General features: G+C 50.8%; 14 protein-coding genes. 12 read left to right on the top strand and 2 right to left on the bottom strand.

Features of this window, described 5'->3' with window-relative positions; translation table 11 throughout:
* Positions 1-113: 113 nt before the first annotated feature.
* From KKH67_01195 to KKH67_01140, 12 genes are all read left to right on the top strand, one after another.
* The gene (locus tag KKH67_01195; protein ID MBU1317789.1) at positions 114-332 is read left to right on the top strand and encodes a hypothetical protein; all 219 of its coding nucleotides are present in this window, start codon (positions 114-116) and stop codon (positions 330-332) included.
* Between the two features lie 122 nt (positions 333-454).
* Entirely contained in the window at positions 455-2,233 is a 1,779-nt protein-coding gene (locus KKH67_01190; GenBank protein MBU1317788.1) for a tetratricopeptide repeat protein, read from the top strand.
* Between the two features lie 20 nt (positions 2,234-2,253).
* Positions 2,254-2,982, top strand: coding sequence for a hypothetical protein (locus tag KKH67_01185; GenBank protein ID MBU1317787.1), 729 nt, complete (start codon positions 2,254-2,256; stop codon positions 2,980-2,982).
* A 57-nt stretch (positions 2,983-3,039) separates the two neighbouring features.
* The gene (locus KKH67_01180) at positions 3,040-3,765 is read left to right on the top strand and encodes a MotA/TolQ/ExbB proton channel family protein (GenBank protein ID MBU1317786.1); all 726 of its coding nucleotides are present in this window, start codon (positions 3,040-3,042) and stop codon (positions 3,763-3,765) included.
* A gap of 3 nt (positions 3,766-3,768) precedes the next feature.
* Positions 3,769-4,251 (top strand): biopolymer transporter ExbD, encoded by a 483-nt coding sequence (locus tag KKH67_01175; protein ID MBU1317785.1) that lies wholly within the window; start codon positions 3,769-3,771, stop codon positions 4,249-4,251.
* A gap of 17 nt (positions 4,252-4,268) precedes the next feature.
* Complete coding sequence (locus KKH67_01170; protein MBU1317784.1) at positions 4,269-4,871, top strand: biopolymer transporter ExbD; 603 nt, start codon at positions 4,269-4,271, stop codon at positions 4,869-4,871.
* Entirely contained in the window at positions 4,868-5,602 is a 735-nt protein-coding gene (locus KKH67_01165; protein ID MBU1317783.1) for a TonB family protein, read from the top strand. The genes KKH67_01170 and KKH67_01165 overlap by 4 nt, the downstream gene beginning before the upstream one ends.
* Before the next feature lie 326 nt (positions 5,603-5,928).
* A complete protein-coding gene (locus tag KKH67_01160) occupies positions 5,929-6,672 on the top strand; it encodes an energy transducer TonB (protein ID MBU1317782.1) in 744 nt (247 codons plus the stop codon).
* A 214-nt stretch (positions 6,673-6,886) separates the two neighbouring features.
* The gene (locus KKH67_01155) at positions 6,887-8,245 is read left to right on the top strand and encodes a TonB family protein (GenBank protein MBU1317781.1); all 1,359 of its coding nucleotides are present in this window, start codon (positions 6,887-6,889) and stop codon (positions 8,243-8,245) included.
* Positions 8,246-8,386: 141 nt separating this feature from the next.
* A complete protein-coding gene (locus KKH67_01150; protein ID MBU1317780.1) occupies positions 8,387-9,373 on the top strand; it encodes a D-glycerate dehydrogenase in 987 nt (328 codons plus the stop codon).
* A gap of 176 nt (positions 9,374-9,549) precedes the next feature.
* Positions 9,550-10,680, top strand: a complete 1,131-nt coding sequence (locus tag KKH67_01145) for a right-handed parallel beta-helix repeat-containing protein (protein ID MBU1317779.1) — start codon at positions 9,550-9,552, stop codon at positions 10,678-10,680.
* 38 nt (positions 10,681-10,718) lie between these two features.
* Entirely contained in the window at positions 10,719-11,753 is a 1,035-nt protein-coding gene (locus tag KKH67_01140) for a right-handed parallel beta-helix repeat-containing protein (GenBank protein ID MBU1317778.1), read from the top strand.
* Positions 11,754-12,272: 519 nt separating this feature from the next.
* Here the strand turns inward: KKH67_01140 and KKH67_01135 are convergent.
* The gene (locus KKH67_01135) at positions 12,273-12,719 is read right to left on the bottom strand and encodes a hypothetical protein (protein MBU1317777.1); all 447 of its coding nucleotides are present in this window, start codon (positions 12,717-12,719) and stop codon (positions 12,273-12,275) included.
* Positions 12,720-12,753: 34 nt separating this feature from the next.
* Positions 12,754-13,227: a hypothetical protein gene (locus tag KKH67_01130; protein ID MBU1317776.1), complete on the bottom strand. Its 474-nt coding sequence runs from the start codon at positions 13,225-13,227 to the stop codon at positions 12,754-12,756.
* Positions 13,228-13,381 lie beyond the last annotated feature (154 nt).

The following is a 13,381-nucleotide window of genomic DNA, read 5'->3' as shown; positions in this document are numbered from 1 at the left end:
CTAAGTGAATTGGCGCTGGCTTCCGGCACGTTTTTTGGATAACGTTGATGGAGTAGAGCATCGCTCCGGGAATAGCAGGCCATGCGGCGTGTATAATCCCTAGGAGGTGAAAAATGATTGACCCTGGTCGTATAATCTCATACGTGGCGATTTCGATCATTCTGCTTTTCGGAATTGCCATAGTAAGCGGGCTTTTTCTGGAGTTCGACCTGAAGATGAGGATCGGGATCGGGATCGTGATCGCCCTGTATGTGATTATCAGGGTGAAGATAATGACTCACAAATCAAAGCCCAGATCGATGCTCAGGTATCGGGACACAGGCGAGGATTAGACAAACTGCGGAAGCATATATGGATTGTGAAAACGCTTGACTTGGCGGAACAGTTTGCATATACATATTATTCTGTGTAGTGTGACATCCGCTTGACGCAAGCGATCAGCAGAGGAAACCAAATGAGAGCCTTCAGGATAATATCTATTGTAACCGCGTTGTTGGTGTTTCTGCCTATTTCTGCTAAGTCGGCGGGAGTGCCGTCAGAGCTGACCCAGCTTTATGAGCAGGGCAAGCTCAATGAGGCTATCGAGAAAGCAACCGGTCAGATGGAGAAGAAGAAGAGGGACGCAGACCTTCCATACTTCATCGGCACTTGCTACGAGAAGATGCTCAAAAACGCCAAAGCCGAAGAGTTCTACAAGAAGGCACTTAAGATCAAAGATAAGCACCTTCCTTCACTCTACAACCTCGGCATGCTCGTCGTCAAGGACTCTACCAGACTCGAAGAGGCGAAAGGGTACTTCGAAACAGGGCTGAGTAAGGCCAAGAAGGACGAAGAGAAGGCGATGTTCGAGGACGGGCTCGGATATTATTACCTCTATTTGAAGGACTACAGCCAGGCGGACAAGAAATTCCGGACCGCTCAGTTTCTCGATCCTGGAAATTGCGAATACTCGATGCATCTTGGCGATGCAAACTACGAGAAAGGCGCATATGCACTGGCAATCACTTCCTATACAAAAGTGCTGACAGAGTGCGATTCGCTGAACGAAAAGCTCTACTTCCGGCTCGGCAAATCATATGTTGCACAACGAGAATATACCAAGGCTCTCGGTGATTTGGGCAATGCCATCAGGCTTGATTCAGGATATGTGGAAGCATACAATCTCGCCGGAAAGATATACATACTTGCTGCGATGTCTTCAAAAGATCAGCAGGCGGCAGTTCAGAAGTATACGAGTTCAATCTGGATGTTCCGGAAGTTTATCGGGCTGACCGATGAAGCTGGTGAGGCTGAGTATTATATTGCCAAAGCATTCCAGGCGCTCGGCTATGCCGACAGCGCAGTGCAGCATTTCGAATCGGCTATGACGGCAGGATATGTACGTGGCGACCTCGCTCTGGATGTCGGAAAGATGTATGCCAAGGCGGGACAGTTTGACAAGGCTGTCGAGAGACTGCTTGAGTATGAAAAGAACCTGCTCGCTGAGGATCCTGGTTACGAGTGGACCAAGGATGACGCCGCTATGTTTTATGAAAGGGCGAAAGCATATGCCGGAATGTCAGACTCGCTGTCGAGGACTGAGGCTGCGGCAGATTTTGAAAGAGCCTGGTCACTCGATTCCAGTGATGTTTCCTGGCTGAATGATATCGGATTCAACTATTACTATCTCGGCAAGTTTGACTCAACTGCCTATGTGCCTGCGCTCGCGACTTTCGAGAGGAAAATAGCGCTGGATACCACAAATGCCCGCTCCTGGCTTAATGCAGCGTACTGTTACATGCGAATGAAAGACTGGGGAATGACGGCGGACTATCTCAAGAGAGTTACTGCGCTTGACCCTGAAAACTGCGATGTCAACAAGCTGATCGCTTCGAGTCTTTCGCAGCAGAAGAAGTACGACGAGAGCCGTGAGTTTTACGAGAAGTGGGGAGCCTGCGATTCGACCACATACGAAGCTGAGAAGTGGATCGGATTCACATATCTTGTATCAAAACCGCCGGATGGGAACAGTGCCGTCACTCATTTGATGAAGTCATACAACCAGATGATGGCGTTTGAGATGGCGGACTGTGACGACAAGGATGTGGTGACGTGGATCGCGCAGGGATATGCGTTAGCCAAACAATATGAGAAATCAATGAACTGGATAAACAAGGGATTGCGTTGTGATCCCAATTCCAAAACTCTGAATGAATTAAAACCAAGCGTTCAGGAGGCTCTGGACGCGTACTAAGTGAAACTTGGGAATCATCTATGGTACAAAACGAATCAAAGGAATCATCAGCGGAAGGCTCTGATCTCAGGTACAAGTACATCGGGTTCGATGTCTATGGATCTAAGGTCAAGAAGTTTTTTAAGTCTGAGGAGGAGAAGAAACTTCACGAACAGGCGGTGGAGGACTACGGTAAGTCCCATTACTCGTCTATACGCAGTGGCACCGAAGTAGCCAAGAATCTTCTGCCAACCTCAAACAAGATTGTCCTGACACTGACATCCCTCGGACTGATAGCCGGGAGCCTTTTGCCCTGGTTCTCGGTCAGCTCGATCTACGGAGATAGAAAGATCGTGGGGGTGACTACTTTCTCGGCAATCTCGGATTTGATGGGGGTTCTGTCTAATTTCTCTGGCATGTTCGCAGTTCTGGTTTACGTATTTACGGGGTTAGCAGTAGCGAGCGTGCTATTCGGCGTTCTGACACTTGTGATGTTGTACATGCCTTCCAAGGACAGAGAAGCCGGACTGTCTCGTTTGAAGCACGTTCTGGGTTGGCAGTATCTTCCGCTAATAGCCTGGTTTGGACTTTTCGCCTACCTTATCGTGGGCATTACAATTCCGTTTGGAGAGGAGATTTCGAACATCTATATGGTTCGCGGGCTCGGACCGCGGTTCAACATCGTAACTTTCTGGGCCTTTGCTCAGCCTGCACTTTGGCTTACTTTTGCGAGCTTGATTGTTAATTGCGTCAAGTCGAACGATTTGTAGGCGAGGTGGGCTTTAGTAATGGAATAAAATTCACGTAGTTTCTGGAGGAGATAAATCGTGAAACAGTCTGTATTCGTAACGATCGTTTTGGTGGTCTCGCTCGCAACAGGCTTTATCATCTGGACTCAGCTGCCAGCCTATTTGCAGGAGGGTGGCCCGCTCGTTGCAATCCTGATTGCATTGTCAGTAATGCTCTTGTCGTTTATTGCTGAAAGACTGATATCCCTGCGCAAGGCAAAGGGAAGAGCATCCATTCAATCGTTCTTCAAGAAAGTGGTCACGCTTGTTCAGGAAGGCGACTTCGGTGGCGCGCTCGCGGCCTGCGACAAGCAGCGAGGATCCTGCGCGAATGTTCTCCGTGCAGGTATCGATCGTTATGGCCAGATAAGGGATTCCGGTATAACATCCGAAAAAAAACTCGAAGAGACGCAGAGAGCCATCGAAGAGGCAAACGCTCTTGAAGTTCCGCTGTTGGAACGTAACCTGATCGTGCTCTCCTCGATTGCATCGATTGCCACGATGGTAGGGCTTCTTGGAACAACCATTGGTATGATCCGCGCGTTCAACGCCACCGGTCACGCATCGGGCGGTGTTATCGACGCCACAAGTCTTGCTACCGGTATTTCCGAGGCACTGGTCAATACAGCCGGTGGTCTCTTCAACGCCATCGTTGGTATTGTAGCGTACAACTTTTTCGTGAACAAGGTCGACAGCTTCAACTACACGGTCGATGAAGCTTCATACGAGATTCTGCAGCTTATCAAAGCTAAAGAGGTGAAGTAAGGTATGAAGATTAAGAAGAAACGTAGAGTCAACATCACACTCGATATGACGCCTATGGTCGATATCGCGTTCCTGCTGTTGATTTTCTACATGGCCACTACGCAGTTCAAGCCTCCGGAGAAGAAGGAGGTCACACTGCCGACTTCGCATTCGCAGGTCAATCTGCCGGATAAGGGCAAGATCCTCGTCACCGTGACTGAAGATGATTCGGTGTTCCTCGAGTATGTTGTGAAGGATACTACCATCGTCGATGGTGAGCCCGTAGTGATACCGGTCTTCGTCGACGAGAGTGTTATGGCCTCACAAGTCGGGGAGACGGTGCAGTGGGTTCGTACAAAGAAGGGGTTGCTGGGAGCGATGCTGATTGTGAAGGCCGACAGGAACACCAAGTACGGAACAATGGAAACGATAATGGAATCTCTCAAGAAGAACTTCCTCAGGACATTTCAGATCGTGACTGAATTCGAATCTGAAGCGGATATTTAGGAGAGGTGGTGAGATAGATGGGAGCAGTTGACACTCCGCAAAAAGCGGATTCTGGTGGAAAAGGAAAAAAGAAAAAAAGACGGATAGGGATCAGGATCGATATGACCCCTATGGTCGATATCGCGTTCCTCCTGCTTATCTTCTATATGGTCACCACCGTCTTCGCTGCACCGCAGGCGATGGAGATCAATCTGCCGGAGGATTCAGATGAGCCGATCAAGATAAAGAAATGTGATCTTCTGATCGTTCATGTCGACGGCGCTGACGGTTATTGGTGGTCATTATGCGAGGACGGGCCCATTCAGTTCAAGGAGGATTCTCTGCGTACGCTGTTTTATTCCACTAACAAGGATAATCCTAAGCTTAGCACACTGATTGTCATTCATCCTGACGCGAAATACAATGACTTCGTTAACATTCTCGATGAGATCGAAGTTGTTGAATATGTTCTCCGAGAAGACGAAGAATTTGTCGCGTATTATAGGGAGGCGAATAAGGATGTGCTGGCTGAGAGCGCAACGTTCTCGTATCGCTATTCGACAAAGCCGTGGGACCCGAAGGACGACGCTAAGATAGAGAAGGCTAAGTCTGGTTCGCTATTGGGAGGGGGTGGCTCATGAAGCTGGGAACTGGCGTAATCAAGGTTGACTATGGTGCTTTTGAGCTGAAGAAGACCTACCAACGGAACATGGCAATCGCGATTCTTTTCGGCGCGGGCTTGCATCTGCTCGCGATGGGTGCCTGGTTTAGTGTCAAATGGATTCTGACTGATCCTATGCCGGAGACCACAAACGTGATCCGGATAAAGGACATTTCCGATCTGGCTCCGCCGCCATCGCTTGTCAAGAAGCCGCCGGCGGTCAAGATCGACGCTCCAAAAATCGCTGCACCGAAGATCGGTATTCCCGAGCCTGTACCGGATGAGGAAGCCGAGGAAAACGTTGTCCTCGCGACTCAGGACCAGCTTGCGGATATCTCCCAGCCGGACGTTGGCACGGGAGATGGCTCTGACGGAGACGGTATGGTGATCGAGATCGGCGATGAAGATTTCTTCCCGGCCTCAGATGAATTCGTGGCGGTGGAGGAAATTCCGTCCGCCATCTTTATCCCTGAGCCGGACTTTCCTGAGATGGCTCGCAAGGCGGGTATCACGGGCGTAGTCTGGATTCGTGTGCTTGTCGATAAAGAAGGCAATGTGCGCGACGCTATCATTGAGAAGGAATCAGGCTCGAACGCCGGATTCGAAGAGGCTGCCAAGAAGGCCGCTCTTGGGGGCAAGTGGACTCCCGCCATGCAGAACAACCAGCCGGTACCGTGCTGGGTGTCCTACAAGGTTGAGTTTATCTTCTAAGCAGTCGTTTAGACAGTCGAAATATACACGCCGGGGTATTCACCCCGGCGTTTCTTATTGCGTGAGTTGAACATATCGCAGTCTCATCCGTCTTCGTATCGTAGGTCAAAGACCCTGCGGTTTTGACACTCTGAGGCACGTCGCAACCGCCAAAGTCAACCATCCCCGCTTGGAACCGTAGGTTGAAACCCCTGTGGTTTCGACATCATGGAATATCAGAGCCTCTGCGTTGTATTGAAGTAGGAGGCAGAGCAGAATCCCGTAGCGTAGTGGTTCTGCCAACCGTCCGGAATTGTGCAGTCTCGCACCTGGAGAGGAGGAGCGTCATGGTTAGCAATATGAATTACTCGGCGATTCAGGGTACGCTGTATCTAAAGCAATCGTACCAGAAGAACATGGTGATCGCGCTGCTGGTCGGTGTCACGCTCCATCTGTCGGCACTGGGCTCATACTTGTTCTTGTCAGGTATGGAGGTCGTCGCGCCTCCTGTTGGTGGACCTGTCATCCACGTTGGTCCAGTTGATCTGCCGACATTTCCAACTGCGCCGTCTGATCCAATTATCGGGCCGATTGAAATTGCGCGTCCTACGATACCGCTGATCGGCATACCTGAACCGGTCGATGACTTCGACGGCGACGCGGTGGACCCCGGGGCTCTTGCCAGATCTGCCGATATTCAGATCTTTGACAGAATCATTGTCGGACCGGGCGGTGACGGTGGCAGCGGTTATGGGTCAATTGACGTTCGCATACCTGGAGTTGGGCTGGCACCTCCGATTGACAGCTTCTTCTACGTGGACAGGGACCCTGAGCACATCTATCTTGAGACGCCGGTTTATCCTGAGATGGCGCGGAGAGCGGGATTTGAGGCAACACTTGTAATACGAGTTCTGGTGGATGTCGAAGGCAATCCTATCAAAGCCGTCATTATGAAATCGTCATCAACAAATGTTGGTTTCGAGCAAGCTGCGATTGACGCAGCCCTCAAGGGAAAATGGACTCCCGCGCTGGTCAATGACAATCCGGTCATGTGCTGGGTGTCGTATACGGTTGTCTTCAGTCTCGATTGAAGTAGATAATATTCGGCTCGAATGTGAGCCTCTCATAAGCTCTCTCACCGCTAACACGCCCGTTATAGTGGTGGGCTTGTCGATTGAGTACCTATTCGGTCAATATTCCGCTTGACAATGCAGGTGGACTCGTTCATAATAGACAGAGTCCCCGATAGAACGCAGGGGCTTTGTTCATGCGATAGGTATCAGAATGACGATGGTAGGAGGTTGCATGATGAGAGGAGTATCTAATGCAGTAGTTCCAGCCCTGGTGCTGCTCGCCGGCCTTTTCGCCAGTTTGCTCTTTCAGAACTCACTTGCTGACCAGGCCGCCAAGAACGTCACATCTCTCGACGCAATAACGCTGGCACAGTCGGACGCTGGCGATAAACAGTCCGCAGTCCCATCTCTCAGAGCTGATGATTTCGTAGCTGTAGAGGAGGTGCCGGATCCCATTCATATACCGGAACCTGAATATCCTCATAGCGCATTGCTGGCGGGAATCGAAGGAACTGTCTGGCTGAGGGTGATGATTGATACGTCAGGTCAAGTAGTAGATGCAGTTATAGAAAAGGAATCAGGCCAGGGAGCCGGATTTGAAGATGCTGCTATCCAAGCAGCGTATTGGGGGAGATGGTCTCCTGCGATTCTCAGAGAGCGTCCAGTGGAATGCTGGGTGGCTTACAAAGTAGAGTTCAAGATTATGGCTAATGACTATATCACAGAAGCTGACAAGCTGTTCAAGTCCCGCGAGTATGATAAGTCGCGCGAGATCTACATGAAAGCAATGGAGAAGGCGACGGAGGATGGGCAGAACTCTGAGCTAACCGAAAGCTACTCACAGATCGCCCGCTGTTATCTGATCACCGACAAGAAGGAAGAGGGGCGTGTATGGATCACCAAAGCCGCCGAGATCGCCACTCCTGATGAACCTCTCGGATGGTCTCGCTATCTCGGCGTCAGGGGGCGGTTCGAGTGGCAGGATGAAGAGCTCGAAAAGGCTACCGCCACGTTCAAAGAGATGTACGAATATTGCTCCGGACAAAAGCTGCATGACCGCGCGATCGATGCGGCGCACATGGTCGCTATCACCGGATCGCCGGAACAGCAGGTCGAATGGGGGCTGAAAGGAATCAAAGAGGCTGAGGCTGGCAATGTCACCGGATGGCTCGGTCCGCTCTGGAATAATCTCGGGGCAACCTATGAAACTTTAATGCGTTACGATGATGCATTAAACGCATACATTAAGGCGCGTGAATACCACTGGCAATATGGTACCGAGACTAACAAGATGATTGCCGACTGGGCGGTAGGGCATGCTTACCGTTTGGCTGGCAATTATGATGAAGCCGCAAAGTGGCTCCGTCCGGTGCTTGCTTGGTGCGAACGGATTGAAAATGCAGAGTTTGTCGGCTGGTCGCATAAAGAGCTCGGAGAGATTGACATCATAAACAAGAACTTCAAGTCAGCCTTGGAACATCTTGTCATTGCAGAGGATAAGCTGAAAGCGGAACAGATGCCTGAATGGGATCCGGATGGTTACAAGAAGCTTCTCGGCCAGATCGAGGAGTTGAAGAGCAGGGTCGAATAGCCTGCAAGTTTACATGCGTACTCAGGAGCTATGCTCCTGCGAATCAGTACGAATTTCGGGCCTGATCCCTAAGACTGCTTTGAGTGATACTTCAACCATAATCCTGAACGCTGGCGTCGATAAAGATCGAGGTGAGGAAGAATGAGCAAACCAAAAGTATACATAACTCGGCTGATTCCCGAATCGGGCATGAACATGATTCTCGACGCCTGCGATGCGGAAGTCTGGTCGGACGATCGCGCAGTCCCGCGTGAGATTCTGGAGGAGAAGATTCGCGGTGCTGATGGGGTGCTCAGCCTGCTGAGCGATCGTATAGATGCCCCGCTGATGGATATTGCCGGTCCACAACTCAAGGTCATCAGCAACTACGCCGTCGGTTTCGATAATGTCGATCTGGCCGCCGCCACCGAGCGCGGCATTCTCGTTTGCAATACGCCCGATGTGTTGACTGAAACGACGGCCGACCTGGCATTCGCTTTGTTGCTTGCGGCTGCAAGACGGCTGAACGAAGGTGTCGATTTTGTTCGCGGCGGCAAATGGAAAACATGGGGGCCGATGCTGCTGCTCGGTCACGATGTCCACCGTGCGACTCTCGGGCTGATCGGCATGGGACGGATCGGCGGTGCGGTCGCGAGACGCGCCAGCGGTTTTAGCATGAATGTAATCTGCTATGATCCGCATGCATCTCAGGAAAATATTGAGTCTGCCGGTGCTCGCAGAATCGAAACGTTCGATGCCTTGCTTGCGGAATCCGATTTCATCAGCATTCATGTGCCACTTACATCTGAGACGGATAAGTTGATAGATGCGAGTGCGTTCCGCAAAATGAAGAGAACTGCTATTTTGATCAACACCGCACGCGGGCAGGTGGTCGACACCGACGCATTGTATGACGCCCTGAGAGATGGCGAGATTGCCTATGCGGCTCTCGACGTCTGCGACCCGGAGCCGGTTCCGCCCGACCACAAGCTCCTGACGCTTGACAATTGCATCATAGTGCCGCACATCGGCAGCGCGACTGTCGCGACGCGGGATAGGATGTCTGTGATGGCTGCTGAGAGTCTCCTGGCGGGTTTGCGAGGTGAGCTTCCGCGTTATGCACTCAACCCTGAAGCACTCGCAAGGTAACTTCGGTGCTCCACCCGACCTGTCTGAAGATAGATGGACTGCTCAATTTATGCCTTGACAAACTTCTGCTATATCCTTAAACTAACAATAGCCCCTTTCTTAGTACATCGTGAATGATTCAGCCTCCTATTGAGGAGAGAGATTTTGTACTCGCGCCACAAAACGAGAGGTGAGCGATGAGAACAGTCCTTGTAGCATTGGTAACCAGCCTGGTCGTATCGGTCGGAATAGGCGGGACCATTGAAGTACCGGCAGATTATCCCACGATTCAGGAAGCGGTCGATGCGGCGGCAATCGGGGACTCGGTTCAAGTTTCTTCGGGCACATACTATGAAAGCGTAGTCATCGGCAAGAGCATTTCGCTCTTAGCGGTGCAGGAGATGAGAGCGATAGTACGCGGCGATGATTGGTCTGCTGTGAAGATTGACGCCGATTGGGTCACAGTACGCGGATTCGATCTCAAGGGCTCTACAATAGCCTTGTGGATGACCTCGGTATCGAATTGTGATGTCTCACGCAATATTCTGCACGACTGCGGCACCGGTCTCATAGTCGGCGTATTCTATGAGGACTTTGATAAGGACTCGGCAGAACCCCCCCTATCGTCTCGCGGAGCCAGAGGTGCTGCTGCAGGCGATCCATACACAGAATGCAATGCGATTTCGGAAAACATAATCAGAGGGAATGGCACCGGAATCTGGCTGTTCGGTATGTCGCTCTTCATTCGAAATAATACGATCTCCGGTAATGTGATCACCAACAATATGCTGGGCATAAATGCCGATTACAGCGAAAGTACACAGATAACAGACAATATGATTGCGGGCAACTCCAGGGGTATCGAAATCTCCCAGTCATTGGGAATGGAGCCGCATGTAGTCTATCACAATGACTTTGTTAACAGCTTGAGAAACGCACTGGAGATCGACGCTTCCGCGTCCATCTGGGATGACGGCTACCCCCCCGGCGGCAACTACTGGAGCGACTACACTGGTACCGATGGCGACAGTGATGGGATTGGCGACACGCCATACGACATCCCCGGCGGCACAAGCCAGGATCACTATCCTCTGATGAGTCGCTACAACCCTGTCTGTGGAGACGCTGACGTCAGTGGTCAGGTTGACATAGATGACGTTGTGTATCTCATAGCTTACATATTCACCGGCCCCGGTCCGGGACTAATTTGCCACATGGACGCTGACGGCAGTTTCGGCGTCGACATCGATGACGTCGTGTACCTTATCGAGTACATCTTTATTCAGGGACCCGTGCCGGTGATTGACTGCTGCAATCCGCCGTGGTAAATAGAATGAACTGCAGATCGTCTGCCAGGAGGAGAGCGATGAAAACAGTCTTTGTGCTTTTCGCATTGCTGGCTGCTGTGCAAGTGTGCTCAGCCGACGTTATCGTGGTGCCCACTGACTACCCGACCATCCAAAAGGCGATCAACGTCGCTCAGCCGGGTGATGAAGTTCATGTAGGCTGGGACACGTACTACGAAAACATCGTCATAGACAAAGCGATCTGGCTCGTTGGAGATGGAGGATGGCGCCGCCCTACCATTGACGGGAGCGGAGGACTATATGTCATCAACATTGCATCTCAAGGCGTGACAGTGACAGGTTTCATTATCAGGAATGCTTTCTGCGGAGTAGATTGTGCAATAAGTGACACGATTAAAGATAACGAATTTCTGCAGAACACCCGTGGCATCTGTCTCGATGGATCCTCGAACTACATCCAGAGAAATATGCTGTCATATAACGATGTCGGCATTTTCCTCGGAGGCGGCAGCTCGGGGAATGTTATCAACAGCAACTCGATAGAAATGTGCGACTACGGAATAGTCATTGAGCCATATGCTGTCAGCAACAGCATCACGGAAAATACAATCTCATTTGCATCCGTCTACGGTTTGCATGTGATGCCGGAGGCAACCGATAACCAGATCTTCCATAATGATTTCCTCTCCAACGGAGAGTCGGCGATTGATGAAGGCGACAATACATGGGATGACGGGTATCCGAGCGGCGGCAACTACTGGCTTGGCTATACAGGCGAAGACGGCGACGACGACGGTATCGGCGATGTGCCATATAGTATTCCCGGAGGCGACAACTCTGATCCGTATCCGCTCATGATTAGGCATAACCATCGCTGCGGTGACGCCGATTATTCATGGCAGGTCGACATCGATGACGTGGTCTATCTCATCGCCTACATATTCACCGGAGGCGACGCACTGTATCCCGGGGCATGTATCGGCGATGCGGACGGCAGCGGGGGCACTGATATTGATGATGTAGTGTACGTGCTGTTTTATATCTTTACGAACGGTGCTGCCCCGACAGCAGACTGCTGCAATCCGCCGTGGTAGGACCTGCTTCTCGCGCTGTCAGGAATCCTTTCCTGACAGCTTGGTTCCCACGCCGCAGTCGACATCGCAGAACCGCGATCAGAGATCACGGGCACGCGGCTGGACAATGTAAATTAGCATCGACGCAGCGCAAGCTTACATTGGGGGAATGTCAGTCTACACCGTGACAGTGCGAATATACATCGCGGCAATGCTAACTTACATCGCAGCAATGCTAACTTACATTACAGCAATGTAAGCTTACAATGGGGCGTTGGGAGGCCACATTGAGAGGATGTAAGTGTGCTACACGATGGATGAAGCGATGGGGAAAGCGGATAAGTCCAATAACGACCGCAGGATACGCCGTTATGGTGGTGTTAGGGGCTTTGCAGGTCAAACCATTGTGATTTCGGCATCTAAACTGAATCGACTTCATCGAACCGCGATCAGTGATCGCGGCCAGGCGCCCTCGCTCTGGGCCTTGACCTACACTGCTTTCGTCGAACCGTGGTCGGAGAGCGTGACGGCTCACGCTGACTATTCACAATATCGTGCCTGCAGCAATGTGGCCAAATCTGCCATCATTTTGGGGTTAGGAGCTTCAGGGGGAAGGGGTCTTATTGTCTTTATCCACTGCACGGCATTTGTTATTCTGTCTGTTGCCTCTGTATTGCCGGCATCGGTTTCGATAGTCATGAGAGTCCGCAGTGACATCACGATACTACAATGTATATCCTTGTCTGTTTCGTTGCAAAGGAAGTCCATCGCGAGTTTCTCAATCTGCGTTGCAGATAAATCTGCATGCACGGGCGATCTGTCGCTCGCAAACAGCCGGTTTACAACAGCAGCCGAGAGTCTTCCTGCTTGTTCTCCATCATATTGACTTTCAAGCTCTGACCTCAGCTTCGCATAGATTGCGACTTTCACCGCATCTACGTATGTAATCATCTTTCGGAACAGTCTTCTCTTGAAGAAATCAAGCATTATACAATGAACCTCCGCTACAGCTTGGGATGACTCAGAATCTCCCCAGTTTGAGATATGGATCGAAAAGCAACTTGGCGTGGTGTAGTTCACATTCGAACCAATCGAGAACTTGATTCTGCTTTTCGATTATGGGATCTCTCAGCTCTGGAGTCTGTGCCTTATCAAAGCGCCATTGAAGCGTGTTATCTTCAAGCGCATGATGGTATACGTCCTTTATGAACTTTTCAATCTCTTCATCAAATAGAAATTGCGCCTCTGCGGCAGATCGGAGAAGGAGCCTTGCCTTATCAGCATCGGCCTTGCCGTGCTCAACTACGCTAGCGAGATATTCCATCACAGTTTCAAACACTGCATAGCGTTTGTCATACATCGACATGCGAACTTCATAACGCCTGATTCGATATTGCTGATACGCAATGTAAGCCACTATTGCTCCGATAATTGGTGTGACCAATGCAGTCATTATTGAGATATATTTTGAGAAGTATTCCGAAATCTGCTCCATAGTGCCATTCCTACGGTGATTTCTGTGCCCTTCGTCACATTTGGTTTGTCGAATTCAACCCAGAATACCGCTCTTGTGAAACTGTGTCAAGGCAAAAGCCCATTTGATGTGTGGGATCTCAGGGATTCTGACTTCACAGATACCGCAAGCGAGG

The organism is Candidatus Zixiibacteriota bacterium, assembly GCA_018820315.1.
In the GTDB taxonomy this organism is placed as follows: Bacteria; Zixibacteria; MSB-5A5; order JAABVY01; family JAHJOQ01; genus JAHJOQ01.
Note: the sequence above shows the minus strand (reverse complement) of the source record. Positions and strands in the feature narration are given on the sequence as shown.

Coding starts and splice junctions, on each gene's coding strand:
- KKH67_01175 (MBU1317785.1), top strand. CDS start 3,769: ATGAAGATTAAGAAGAAACGTAGAGTCAACATCACACTCGATATGACG.
- KKH67_01185 (MBU1317787.1), top strand. CDS start 2,254: ATGGTACAAAACGAATCAAAGGAATCATCAGCGGAAGGCTCTGATCTC.
- KKH67_01160 (MBU1317782.1), top strand. CDS start 5,929: ATGGTTAGCAATATGAATTACTCGGCGATTCAGGGTACGCTGTATCTA.
- KKH67_01190 (MBU1317788.1), top strand. CDS start 455: ATGAGAGCCTTCAGGATAATATCTATTGTAACCGCGTTGTTGGTGTTT.
- KKH67_01155 (MBU1317781.1), top strand. CDS start 6,887: ATGATGAGAGGAGTATCTAATGCAGTAGTTCCAGCCCTGGTGCTGCTC.
- KKH67_01145 (MBU1317779.1), top strand. CDS start 9,550: ATGAGAACAGTCCTTGTAGCATTGGTAACCAGCCTGGTCGTATCGGTC.
- KKH67_01140 (MBU1317778.1), top strand. CDS start 10,719: ATGAAAACAGTCTTTGTGCTTTTCGCATTGCTGGCTGCTGTGCAAGTG.
- KKH67_01165 (MBU1317783.1), top strand. CDS start 4,868: ATGAAGCTGGGAACTGGCGTAATCAAGGTTGACTATGGTGCTTTTGAG.
- KKH67_01195 (MBU1317789.1), top strand. CDS start 114: ATGATTGACCCTGGTCGTATAATCTCATACGTGGCGATTTCGATCATT.
- KKH67_01150 (MBU1317780.1), top strand. CDS start 8,387: ATGAGCAAACCAAAAGTATACATAACTCGGCTGATTCCCGAATCGGGC.
- KKH67_01130 (MBU1317776.1), bottom strand. CDS start 13,227: ATGGAGCAGATTTCGGAATACTTCTCAAAATATATCTCAATAATGACT.
- KKH67_01170 (MBU1317784.1), top strand. CDS start 4,269: ATGGGAGCAGTTGACACTCCGCAAAAAGCGGATTCTGGTGGAAAAGGA.
- KKH67_01135 (MBU1317777.1), bottom strand. CDS start 12,719: ATGCTTGATTTCTTCAAGAGAAGACTGTTCCGAAAGATGATTACATAC.